Annotated in this window: 7 protein-coding genes; 5 read left to right on the top strand and 2 right to left on the bottom strand. The window is 33.2% G+C overall.

Translation table 11 applies throughout. The features are described from left to right. Positions 1–605: 605 nt before the first annotated feature. Positions 606–1862: an NRAMP family divalent metal transporter gene (locus MTQ00_RS21765; protein ID WP_273650970.1), complete on the bottom strand. Its 1257-nt coding sequence runs from the start codon at positions 1860–1862 to the stop codon at positions 606–608. Between the two features lie 354 nt (positions 1863–2216). Here MTQ00_RS21765 and MTQ00_RS21770 point away from each other — a divergent pair, with 354 nt between their 5' ends. The 4 genes from MTQ00_RS21770 (at position 2217) to MTQ00_RS21785 (ending at position 6482) form a co-directional block, all read left to right on the top strand. Then, a complete protein-coding gene (locus tag MTQ00_RS21770) occupies positions 2217–2408 on the top strand; it encodes a DUF3606 domain-containing protein (protein ID WP_273650971.1) in 192 nt (63 codons plus the stop codon). A gap of 93 nt (positions 2409–2501) precedes the next feature. Next, positions 2502–5198 carry a DNA ligase D gene (ligD, locus tag MTQ00_RS21775; protein WP_273647681.1) on the top strand — a complete coding sequence of 899 codons (2697 nt, stop codon included), beginning with the start codon at positions 2502–2504 and terminating at the stop codon, positions 5196–5198. Beyond that, on the top strand, positions 5195–5437 hold the full coding sequence (locus tag MTQ00_RS21780; protein ID WP_273647682.1) for a hypothetical protein: 243 nt from the start codon (positions 5195–5197) through the stop codon (positions 5435–5437). Before ligD ends, MTQ00_RS21780 begins: the two co-directional genes overlap by 4 nt. Positions 5438–5588: 151 nt before the next feature. Next, positions 5589–6482 (top strand): cation diffusion facilitator family transporter, encoded by an 894-nt coding sequence (locus tag MTQ00_RS21785; protein WP_273650972.1) that lies wholly within the window; start codon positions 5589–5591, stop codon positions 6480–6482. A gap of 1064 nt (positions 6483–7546) precedes the next feature. Here the strand turns inward: MTQ00_RS21785 and MTQ00_RS21790 are convergent. Then, the gene (locus tag MTQ00_RS21790; RefSeq protein WP_273650973.1) at positions 7547–8605 is read right to left on the bottom strand and encodes a 3-oxoacyl-ACP synthase III family protein; all 1059 of its coding nucleotides are present in this window, start codon (positions 8603–8605) and stop codon (positions 7547–7549) included. A 798-nt stretch (positions 8606–9403) separates the two neighbouring features. Here MTQ00_RS21790 and cas9 point away from each other — a divergent pair. Further along, on the top strand, positions 9404–13597 hold the full coding sequence (cas9, locus tag MTQ00_RS21795; protein WP_273650974.1) for a type II CRISPR RNA-guided endonuclease Cas9: 4194 nt from the start codon (positions 9404–9406) through the stop codon (positions 13595–13597). Position 13598: the final 1 nt, after the last annotated feature.

The following is a 13598-nucleotide window of genomic DNA, read 5'->3' on the forward strand; positions in this document are numbered from 1 at the left end:
GCCATTACCTCGTCGAACCATTTGAGATATTAGAAGTAGGAGCTAAAGATTTCTTTGACTGTTTAAAACGGGTTAAAGAATTTGAATATTAAAAATTTTTGATTTTGTTAGTAAATTATACCAAAAATAAAAACCTCCGAAAATACTTTCAGAGGTTTTTTGTACCCGTAACCGAAGAAATATCGAAACATTTGGTGCAAGATTTGGAAAGAATTTTAGAAATTAATAATCCAGTTATGTGAGCTTGATGGGATTATCTTCAAAACAATTTCTTGCTAATATTGATCGAATTTTAAAAAGTATTAATGATCTGGAAACCAATAGTACCGCCCAAGTCTTAGTAAAGTAAAGGATAATATTAAATTGACACGTAAAATATCTACGGGAGATAGTCCTTTGTGGAGTTTTCAGTGGAAAATAATTAGATGTAATTTTAGGATATATATGAATAAAAAGGATATCTAGGACGGGCTTTTTCTAACTGTAGAAAAGCATTTATAATCAGCCACTTCTTTAGATAAAGGATAGTAAATATTACAGAGTTACCTACGGAAACAGTTACCATATCAATTGTAAGAGGCAAATCTACGTTATGCTTCTACTAATTAGAATAAAAAATAAATAAGTCCAACGGCCGCAACTGTCATAAGTATAAATGTTAGCACACCTAAAATATTTGATAACCTTGTATTGGTATGTTTACCCATAATCTTTTCATTATTTGCAATATGCATAATGACAGCAATCATTACGGGCGCCGTTAGTCCGTAAACAATTGCTGTATACAGAAGTGCTTTAATGGGACTTACACCAAAAAAATCGAGTGATAGGCCAATAAGTAACGATATAATTATGGATCCGTAGAAGGGTTTCGCCTGTGAAAACTTCTTATCAAGACCTGCTTTCCATCCGAATGTCTCTGCAAGCATATAAGATTGGGAGCCTGCTAGCACCGGAATAGCCAGCATTCCTGTACCCAAAACTCCAGAGGCGAAAATAAAATAGGTAAGTTTTCCTGCCAACGGTTCAAGAGCCTTTGCTGCTTGATCCACAGTATCAATCTTGTGAATTCCGCCATTGAACAGCACAGTGCCTGTTGTAAGAATCATAAAAAACATCACCATGTTGGAAAGTAACATTCCTAAGTTTACGTCAGTTTTCATTTCACTCAATATACTTTTATCTACGAAAACAACGCCCTTATGCTTTTGATCTTCTGCTTCCATAGTAGTTTGCCAGAAAAAAAGGTACGGTGAGATTGTTGTACCAAGAATTGCTACTATAATTGAAAGAAATTCTTTATCAAATTTAATTGTTGGTATGAAGGTTTTTTTTGCAACCATTGCCCAATCTTGCTCCACTAAAAAGGGAACAATAATGTAAAGGAGTAAGCTAAGGCATAGCCATTTTAATATCATTGCTATTTTCTGGTACGGATATCTGATGATTATAAAAAGTAGAAGAGTTGTTAGAATCACACAAAAAACCGACACGGGAATTGCTGGACAGATCATATGAGCGACAGCTCCCATTCCCTGTATATCTGCACCAATATTCAAGGTTATTGCAGGAAAGCTAAATATGAGCATACCATACAGTATTGGTTTAGAATAGTTTTTTTTCAGTGTAACTGTAAGACCTTGCGCTGTAACAAGACCAATTCTTGCACACATGCCTTGTATAGCTGCCATGAGAGGGAAAGTTAGTAAGGCGGTCCACAATGTTGAAAGACCAAATTGTGCACCTGCTTGGGAATATGTTGCAATGCCTGAAGGATCATCATCGCTGGCACCAGTTATTAAGCCAGGCCCCAATTTCTTGAAAAAAGCAAGAAGTTTTGAATCATTTTTGTTATCTGCCATAGGAGTATTTTTTTAATTTGATCCATAACCAGCCCTCTCACGAAATAACAAAATCCAAGCCATTACATACTTTTAGCCATTAAATCAACTATTTTCTGTTACTAATAAATAAGTGAATTTTATATGCTATAGCTTTTATAGTAGTTGTGATTTGGTTCTTTGCAAAAGAAGCTTATGAACATTCATAAATCTATTATTAAAATTTATCGTTCCGTACAACGTTCTCACTTAAAATCATAAGTCTTCAATTTCAAACTTTCTTTTTTAATTATTGTATAAAATAAATAACACGTAACGGCGTAATATTTGTATTTTTTTTAATCACCAAATGTAAATCACTTAAAATATTAAACCATGACAGACGATAAATCCAAAAAAGGGAAAAAAGACCGCAAACAGGTAAGTGGTTCAGAAAATTATGAAATCCAGTATTTCAAGGAAAAAATGGGAGTAACCTCACAAGCCGTTGTCGGTGCTATAAAAGCAACCGGTTCTAATGACCGAAAAACATTAGAAGATTACTTAAGGAAGCGTCACCAAAAATAGCAATACTTGCATCATTAGAGTATCAGCCGTGCATTTGTTAAGTGCGGCCAAATTTTTAGATTCTAAAATCCATTAACTTAAAAAACAATTGGTATGGCTTTAGAAAAATATCGTGAAAAGCGGTCAGAAGAAAAGACTCCCGAACCCTTTGGGGGTAAGCCATCTGGCAAAGAATTGAGGTTTGTTGTTCAGAAACATGATGCTTCCCATCTTCATTACGATTTTCGTCTTGAAATGGACGGAGTGTTAAAAAGTTGGGCGGTTCCTAAAGGACCCTCCCTGGATCCGAATATTAAAAGACTTGCTATGATGGTTGAAGACCATCCATATGATTACCGGGATTTTGAAGGTATTATCCCAAAGGGACAGTATGGTGGGGGTACGGTGATTGTTTGGGACGAAGGTACTTATGAACCTTCGGAGCCAGTGGAAGGAGATTTGAAAAAGCAGGAGGAAAATCTATTGCACCAACTTCATGCCGGTAAGTTGAAAATAAAGCTAAATGGTAAAAAACTAAAAGGAGAATTCGCCTTGGTAAAAGCTTATGGTAGGGGCGAGAATAGCTGGCTTCTGATGAAGCTTGAAGATAAATACGCAACGACCAGGGATATTACATTAAAAGATAAATCCGTGATTTCCAAAAAGACAATAGTCCAGATGGAAAAATCTCCAGATAAAGTTTATGGAAAACCTAATGTAAAAAAGGAGAGTAGGCTCAAAGATAAGACTACTGAAAAAAAAACGACTCCAGAACTCATTGAGGAACAATTAAGCTCAAACAGATCAGAGAAGGAGGATATTGATGTGGATAAGATTTTAAAAGGCGCGCCAAAGAAGGCTTTTTACAATCATGTACAACCAATGCTTGCTACACTTGTGGATAAGCCCTTTGAAGATAAAAATTGGCTCTATGAAGTGAAATGGGATGGGTACAGGGCAGTGTCCTTTTTAAAAGGGGGCAAGGTTGAGATCAAATCTCGTAATGACAAAAGCTTTAACGAGAAATTTTATCCGGTATATGATTCGCTCAAGGCGCTTAATCTTAATGTTATCTTGGATGGAGAAATAGTCGTTGTAGGGGAGGATGGCAAGGCTGACTTCGGATCATTACAAAACTGGCGCAGTGAGGCAGACGGAACTTTACTGTACTATGTCTTTGACATTATATGGCATGATGGAAAGGACCTTACAGACCTTACCTTATGTCAGCGGAAGGAAATTCTAAAAGAAATATTAGAGGAGAATGATATAATAAAAATCAGTACACCATTTTATACTTCCGGGATAGAATTTTTGGAAGCTGCAAAGAACATGGGACTTGAAGGCATAATGGCCAAAAAGAAGGATAGTTTGTACCATGTACATGTAAGGACAAAGGACTGGCTTAAGATCAAAGCCAATAAAAGACAGGAAGTGGTTATTGGAGGTTTTACGTTGAATGATGACTCCAGAAAATCTTTTAGCAGCATCCTTGTAGGAGTTTATGAAGGTAAAGATCTTGTGTATAAAGGAAAAGTGGGCACAGGATTTAATGACAAGTTGCAGAAGGAGATGATGGAACAATTTAAACCACTGTTCACTAATAAGCCTCCTTTTTCTGAGGAGCCTGATGTCAACAAACCTTCCCGATTTCGGCCTAATCCCCCTCATGCTTCCGTTACATGGCTAAAGCCTAAACTTATCTGTGAAATAAGTTTTACAGAAATGACCAGTGATGGAGTCATGCGTCACCCTTCCTTTGAGGGGATGCGGGAAGATAAAGACCCAATGGAAATTATTCTTGAAAAAGAAATTGATACAGCTCAGATTACTGATGAACATCATGAAAAAATAATAAAACCTGCTGGCAAAATGAAAAGGAAAACCTTATTGAATCCTACTGAAAAGACACAGGTGAAAACCGTCAATAAGCACGAACTTAAATTTACAAACCTGGATAAGGTTTTTTGGCCAAAAGCAAAAATTACTAAACGCGATTTGATCAATTACTATTACCAGGTAGCACCATTTATTCTTCCTTATTTAAAGGACCGCCCTCAGAGTATGAACCGATTTCCCAATGGTATTGAAGGTAAAAGCTTTTATTTTAAAAATGTGACAGATACAGCACCGGACTGGGCTGATACTTTTTTGTATAGGAGTGAAACAGATAATGAGGACAAGCACTACCTTGTTGGGAAAGATGAAGCAACATTGTTATATATGGCAAATCTTGGCTGTATAGAGATGAATCCCTGGAATAGTACAATAAAAAAACCTGAACATCCGACATACTGTATCGTAGACCTCGATCCTGATAAAAACTCTTTTGATCAGGTAATCGAAACCGCACAGGTTACAAAACAGATTTTAGATGATATGGGTATAGATTCTTACTGCAAAACAAGTGGATCGACCGGTCTTCATATCTATATTCCGTTGGGAAATAAATATACATATGAACAGTCCAAAGAATTTGCTCGCGTAATAGTCACCTTGGTACATCAAGAACTTCCTGATTATACAAGTTTGGAACGGGTCATTAAAGACCGTAAGGGAAAAATGTATCTTGATTTTTTACAAAACAGGCCTCATGCAACTATTGCATCGGTGTATTCTGTGCGACCAAAACCTGGGGCGACTGTTTCTATGCCTCTGCATTGGGATGAAGTTAAAAAGGGACTTAAAATGAGTGATTTTCATATTTTCAATACGTTGGAGCGATTGCAAAGTGAAGGCGATATATTTAAGCCAGTGCTAGGAAAGGGAATTGACCTTAAAAAGATAATTGATAAATATGCTGGGAAATGAAAAATGCCAGCAAGTCAAAAATAGAGGATACTAACCTAATAAAAAATAATATCATGAACGTCAAAAGAATTTTTGGGACAATATTAACCCTACTTGGGATAGGTGGCCTTATTTATGTAGGAAATGGCTTAATCACCAAAGGTGTAGCCAATATGCCGATTATCGTGGTGGGAATTATCGGTTTACTTTTCTTTTTTGCTGGAATCAGCTTAGTCAAGAATACAAAGGATGAGAGCTAAGCCAGGAAATAGTAATGAAGAAATTATATAGTTCAGATTCTCCGGACTATTACATCAGTAAAAGATTTAATATTCTGTGGTGTCCAGAGATGGACTACAGAATATAAATGTTATTGACAATGTTATCCTTTTTTAATTAGTAAGGCTATTAATGACCGACAATAAAAAATCAATATACAGTGCTCTTGCAGCAAACCTTCTAATCGCACTAACAAAATTTATTGCAGGGGCATTTACAAACAGCTCTTCCATGATCTCCGAAGGAATCCATTCAACAGTTGATACCGCTAACCAGCTGTTGCTTCTTTATGGACTTAAGAGGAGTAAAAAAGCACCTGACGTGTCTCATCCATTTGGATATGGCAAAGAACTGTATTTCTGGTCTTTTGTCGTATCTATCTTAATATTTGGACTGGGTGGTACCTTGTCTATATACCAGGGAGTTTCACATATCATCGAACCTGAACTGATGAAGGATCCATTTTGGAATTATATTGTATTATTTCTATCGTTGATCTTCGAAGGAACATCTTTAATTATCGCTGTAAAAGAATTTAATAAGGTCCGTAAAGGACTTGGTTGGTGGGAGGCTATTATTAAAAGTAAAGATCCCTCAAGTTTTCTTGTAGTTTTTGAAGATGGAGCAGCAGTTGCAGGTTTAATTATTGTGATAATTTTAATGAGCCTAAGCCACTCACTGCAAATTCCAGCATTGGACGGTCTGGCGTCGGTACTTGTAGGGCTGATATTGGTTTTTGTTTCTTTTATTTTAGCCAGAGAAAGCCGAAGCTTATTGATGGGAGAAGGGATTGCTCCCGAAACAAGAAGAAAAATTTCCCAGCTCGCAGAAATGGATGTTTCGGTAGTGAAAACAAAAAATATCCTTTCGACCTACCAATCTCCAGAGGAGGTAGTCCTTATGCTCATTATAGATTTTAAAGATCACCTCGACACAGAAGAAATCACTGAGGCAATACGACGTTTACGCACCAATATAAAAAATGAGTTTAAATTTGTACACTTTGTAATTATTCAGCCAGAATAGATCGCCGAAAAGATATGAAATTTTAGAGAGTATAGATTGAAGTAGAATTTGGTGTTAACTATATTTTATACATGGCAGAATATCTTTTGGATAGGTGACCTTTTGTAAAATCCATCGGTAAAAGATCAATGGGCGACTTTATACGGCTATTGGTAAAATTTCTAAGTTTTTAACGGTAATTATTTAGTTATAAAAAAGCTCTTCAATTAAAGACTCCAATATTAATGTATTTGAAATAAAAAGCTTCCCGGTAAAAGAGTACCACAATAAAATGTTGAAAGTTATTTTAAAATATTTTCACACAAATTTATTGATTTAAGTTTTAGTAGGTCTATGACCTTAATCACAAAGGTAAGTACAGTATTTTTCCTTTCTCAGAATCAAGAATTATCAGATTTTATCTTTTTATAGTTGATGTAATAGACTTTCATTAAGTCAAAAATTCTATTCTGCCAAAACATAAGATGTTGCAACCAGTCTTAATAATCGCACCCATTAGATAGGTCTATCCTGTAATAATAATGATTCTCTCACACGTTATCCGTTATTTTAAAAATTGTCATGTGTTTCCCTCGTGGAAGCCACAATTTGATGATTATTATTCTTTTATATTGATTATAAGTTAATTTTCATCCTAATTATAATGTATTTGAAAAAAACGTAACTTTATAGTCAATGTATTTGTTTCTAACAATAACATTGCTGTTTCTCTAGCCTGTCTTCGGACAGGTTTTTTCTATATATAGCAAAAATCTTTAACGAATTTTATAAATGCTATTTTACTATGTGAACAAGTTTAATTATTATTTATTAAATCAAGTCTTTTGTTTTTAAGTAAATATACCTGTTATCATTCCATGGAGGTCAAATATTCCTGAACAGCTCTCTCGTAGTATATAACGTACAAAACATTGCAAAAGGAGTTAATGCAGTTAACATAAGTTAGTTTAATTATTAATTAGCAGGCAACTAAAAATGTTTTCTAAAATTTTTTTGTTCAATAAAACAAAAGCAAATTATATTTTTATAAGTATATTAATTATTTAAGTGTAATAAAATCAATACTAAAATTTATATACCAAGGCATTTATATTCATACCAGCTCCAACAGAAGCAAATAATACGATATCATTCTTCTTTATATAATGATCTTGAAGTTCGTTATTTAAAATCATTGAAAGTAGTGTTGGTACTGTTGCCACACTACTGTTTCCAAGTTTACTTATGATCATAGGCATAATATCTTTAGGAACTGGGGTATTATATAATTTGTAAAAACGATTTACAATTTCTTCATCCATTTTCTCATTAGCCTGATGAATAATAATTTTGTTTAATTCCCCAATCTTATATCCACTCTCGTCAAGACACTTTTTCATGGCTTCCGGTACATGCAAAAGAGCAAATTCATATATTTTTCTACCGTTCATTTTAATGAATTTAGTATCTGACGAATTTGCACAATTATAAGATCTTCCAAAATAAAGATAATCCTTCTCTTTTAAAGTGTAAGAAGCAGAAACATGTGACTTAATACCAGAATCGGTCTCTGTCGCTTGAAGAATTACTGCCCCTGCACCATCAGCATAAATCATGCTATCCCGATCATGAATATCAGATACTCGAGATAAAGTTTCAGCCCCTACAACCAAACAAGTCTTAGCAATACTGGCTTTAATAAATGCATTAGCCTGGATTACTCCCTCAATCCACCCAGGACATCCAAATATCAAATCATAGGCAACACAATAATTATTTTTAATTCCCAATTGATGTTTAATTCTTGACGCTAAACTGGGAACAGCGTCAGATTGGATCTCCCCATAAGGGACATCTCCAAAATTATGAGCAAATATTATATAATCTAATGTCTCAGGGTCAATCGTAGAATTTGTTATCGCTGTTTTTGCTGCAATAAGACCTAGATCTGAAGTAACCAATTCCTTAGATGCATACCGTCTTTCTTGTATACCCGTAATCTCTTTTAGTTTTTCAGCAATTGTAGCATTATTATGTTCCAATCTCTTACCTTTTTCATCAAAAAAAAGATTTCCATAAAAAAATAAATTATCAATAACCTCTAAGGGTATATAATGTCCAGTACCAATTATTTTACTTGTCATGTAATTTAATTTTATACGAATTTATTTATTTCTCATTCAAAAAGGATGCTAATATATTATAATTAATTTAATTGGAATAATTGTTTTTAGAAGAATATTAATGTATTATTCTTAAATGATTTGAATAGTAAATTTCCTCGATCGATGAATTTACCACAAAATATTTAAAGTTAATCTTAGAATATTAAATTCCAAATTTAGTGCCTTGTGTTTATCCCTTTTGTGATCCCAAGTACAAATATGATAAGTAGTCATAGAAGAACAATTCTCGAAACATTTTTGTGAGGATCTTGATAAGCTAATAGCTTTTAAACATTAAAAGAGAATCTACAACATAGATTAATTGTTAGAGGATTCTATTAAATAACATTTATATTGTTTATACAAAAAATGCCCCGAAGATAGTCGAGGCTCTAAATGTTTTCACAACGGAATAATCCTTATTGTGAATTGCTTTTCAAAATTATATCACAAATATAGAAGAAAAAATTATATTCTCGACTACGGAAAACCGTAATTATTTTATAAAAGTTAACTTTAAATTTATAAGCAAGGCAAGGACTCCAATTTGGAATCCTTGAAATTTTGTGAAGCAATTCACAACACTCTACAAATAATTAAATAAAACAATTATTTAATTATAAAGAGTTATGCTGAAATAAGTATCCATACTTGGGATATTGATAAATTGGGGTTGGAATCCAAAAATAATTCTTCGTCAAGAAAAATCTTATTTCTGGGACAAAGATAATTAAAATATGTATATATTTATAGAGTTAAATTGAAAAAATAATAAAAATGAAAATACTTGGATTGGATTTGGGAGTTTCATCAATTGGCTGGGCGTACGTTGAAGAGGATTCTAAAAATTCTGAAAATAATAAAATTATCAAACTTGGAGTTCGTGTAAATCCATTAACTGTTGATGAACAGTTGAATTTTGAAAAAGGAAAACCGATTACGACCAATGCAGGAAGAACTTTAGCCAGAAGTGCGAGAAGAAATCTTCAAAGGTTTAAGTTAAGAAGATCCAATCTTATTGACGTTTTAAAGAAAAACAATATTTTAAAAGAAACCGACCTGCTTGCAGAAGTTGGCAAAAACTCAACATTTCAAACTCAGGAATTAAGATCAAAGGCAGCAAAAGAAAAAATAGAACTTTCAGAATTTGCCAGAGTTCTGTTTCTTATCAATAAGAAAAGAGGATATAAAAGCAGCCGTAAAGCCAAAAATGAAGACGAAGGACAGATTGTAGACGGAATGGCGGTTGCCAAAAAATTGTATGAAGAGAGTCTAACACCCGGAGAATATTCATATCATCTTTTACAACAGGACAAAAAGCAACTGCCTGATTTTTACCGTTCAGATTTACAAGCAGAATTTGATAAAATCTGGGATTTTCAGAAACAATTCAATCCTGAAATTTTCACAAATGAGCTTTATGAAGGACTTCGGGGTAAAAATAGAAATGCAACCTGGAAAGAATTAGAGATTCCATTTTCTCTTGTAGGCATCAAGCAGATCGGAACAATGCAGGAGAAAAAAGTAAAAAAGTACTTTTGGAGAAGTGAAGCGGTAAAAAAACAATTGGATTTTGAAAGTCTGGCTGTTGTATTTCAGGAAATCAATAGCAACCTGAATAATTCCAGTGGTTATTTGGGAGCAATCAGCGATCGAAGTAAGGAGCTGTTTTTTCATAATCAAACGGTTGGAGAATATTTATTTCAGCAGTTGAAAGTGAACCCTCATGCCAAGCTTAAAAACCAGGTTTTCTACAGACAGGATTATTTGGATGAATTTGAGAAAATATGGGAAACTCAATCGAAGTATCATAAAGAACTAACGAAGGAGTTAAAGGAAGAAATTCGGGATATTGTTATTTTCTATCAAAGGAAGCTCAAATCACAGAAAGGTTTAATCAGTATTTGCGAGTTTGAAAACAGAGAAATTGAAATAAGCGAAAACGGAAAAATCAAAAAGAAAATAGTTGGGCTAAAAGTGGCCCCAAAGTCTTCTCCTTTATTTCAGGAAGTTAAGATCTGGCAGGTTTTGAATAATTTACAGTTTCAAAATATAGAAACAAAAGAAGTTTTCCCAATAGATTTAGATTTTAAACAATCCATTTTTGATGAAGTAAATATCAAAGGAAAATTTTCTGCAAAGGATGCTTTCGATCTTGTTGGGTATTCAGGAAAAGAATGGAAAACTAATTTCAAAGAGATTGAAGGAAACTATACCAATGAAAATTTATATACTGCTTTTCTAAAGATTATTGCCAGTGAAGGAATAGAATTCCCAAAAGAATATAAATTAACCACTGATGACGAAATTAAAGTTTATAAAATAAATGCTTCTGGAGAAATCATAAAATTATTTGTTAAAGAAAAGCTGTCAGGATTAGGAATTAATACTTCTATTCTGGATTTTAATGCGGAGTTGGAAGGAAGTGATTTTGAAAAACAAGCTTCTTATCAACTTTGGCATTTGTTGTATTCTTATGAAGGTGATGATTCTCCTTCCGGAAATGAAAAATTGTATGAATTATTGGAGAGGAAATTTGGATTCAAAAGAGATCATTCCAAAATATTAGCTGAAATTGGTTTTCCTCAGGATTACGGAAGTCTGAGTTCTAAGGCAATGCGAAAAATTTACCCTTATATTAAAGAGCATAAATACAGCGTAGCTTGTAATTATGCAGGTTACAATCATTCTAAAAATTCATTAACCAAAGAGCAGTTGGAGGGTCGAATTTTAAAAGAGCAATTGGAAATTCTTCCCAAAAATTCTTTGCGAAATCCTGTGGTTGAAAAGATTTTAAATCAAATGATCAATCTTGTGAATGAAATTTGTAAAGAGTACGGAAAACCTGATGAAATAAGAATTGAATTGGCACGAGAACTCAAACTTAATGCAGAAGAACGTGCTGCAATGACTTCTGAAATTAACAAAGCCACCATACAGCATCAGAAATATACGGAGATTTTGCAAAGAGAATTTGGTATAAAAAGTCCGTCAAGAAATGATATCAGCCGATATAAATTATACTTAGAATTGGCAAATAATGGCTTTAAGGATTTATACACAGATGTTAAAATTGAAAGAGAAAATTTGTTTACCGATAAATACGACATCGACCATATTATTCCGCAATCCCGATTCTTTGATGATAGTTTCTCCAATAAAGTTTTAGTTCCAAGAGGTGCTAATCTTAAAAAAGGAAATTTTACGGCATTCGATTATCTTGAGATTGAAGGAAAGGAGAAGTTAGAGAAATTCCTCAATATTATAAAAGATCTCTATGACAAGGGAGTAATTACTAAAGCGAAATATGAAAAACTACAGAAAAAAGGTTCTGAAATAGGAGACGGTTTTATTGAAAGAGATTTACGAAACACACAATATATTGCGAAAAAATCGAAGGAAATACTTTTTGGAATTACCAATTCTGTAGTTTCCACGTCGGGAAGGATAACAGATAAACTTCGGGAAGACTGGAATCTCGTTAACACAATGAAGGAACTTAATACGGAAAAATACAGAAAATTAGGTCTTACAGAAACGGTTATCAATTCAAAAGGGGAGGAGAAACAGAGAATCATAGACTGGACAAAAAGAAACGACCATCGTCACCATGCAATGGATGCCTTAACGGTTGCTTTTACCACCCATAATCATATTCAGTATTTGAATTATTTAAGTGCAAGAAAAAATGAGGAGCATAAAGAGCATAAAGTAATTTCAAATATTGAAAATAATATTACAGAAGTTATTGAAAAGAAAAATGGTTCAAAGGAAAGAAGATTCAAAGAGCCTGTTAAAAATCTTAGAACAGTAGCCAAGAAGCACTTGGATGAAATATTAATTTCTCATAAAGCCAAAAATAAAGTAGTTACCAAAAGCATCAATAAAATTAAGAGAAAAGGAAGTGTAATTGCAAAAACAGAACTCACTCCAAGAGGGCAACTACATAAAGAAACAATCTACGGAAGTTCAAAATTTCTTACAACAAAAGAAGAAAAAATATCAGGAAAATTCGACGCTGAAACTATTCAGAAAGTTCAAAATGAAAAATATAGAAATGCTCTGCTAAAAAGATTACAAGAGTTTGGTGGGGATTCTAAAAAAGCATTTTCAGGCAAAAATGTTATTTCTAAAAATCCAATATTTCTTAATGCTGGAAAAACGGAACAATTACCTGAAACCGTAACTTTAGCCTGGTATGAAACCGGTTATACGATTAGAAAAGCTGTTAATCCTGATAATTTTAAAGATTTTAAAAATATTGAAAAGGTTATTGATAGGGGAGTTCGTGATATTCTAACAGAAAGATGGAAACAATTTAACAGTAATCCTAAAGAAGCCTTTTCTGATTTGGAAAAGAATCCAATATGGCTTAATAAATCAAAAGGAATTTCAATAAAGACGGTTACTATTACAGGGATTAATAATGCCGAAGCTTTACATTATAAAAAAGATCATTTAGGAAAAGAAATTTTAGATGAAAACGGTCAAAAGATAGCCGTTGACTTTGTGAGTACAGGAAATAATCATCACGTTGCAATTTATGAAGATAGTAATGGCAACTTAAAGGAGAAAGTTGTGAGTTTTTATGAAGCCGTTGAAAGAGTGAATCAAAATTTGCAAATTATTGACAAAGAATATAATTCAGAGTTAGGCTGGAAATTCTTATTTACATTGAAACAGAATGAAATGTTTTTATTTCCATCAGAAGATTTTGATCCGAAAGAAGTAGATTTATTTGATAAAAAGAATCTGAGCTTGATTTCTAGGAATCTTTATAGAGTGCAGAAATTTGGAGATATTTCTACATCAGGTATTTGGTTTAGGCATCACTTAGAAACAAACGTAGAGACAAATGCAAAATTAAAAGATATTACATTCAAGGTTATTCAAAGTACAAAAAATTTAAAAGGCCTTGTAAAAATTAGACTCAACCATCTGGGAAAAATAGTTCAAATTGGAGAATATTAAA

Origin of the sequence: Chryseobacterium sp. B21-037 (assembly GCF_028570785.1) — a bacterium.
GTDB lineage: Bacteria > Bacteroidota > Bacteroidia > Flavobacteriales > Weeksellaceae > Chryseobacterium > Chryseobacterium proteolyticum.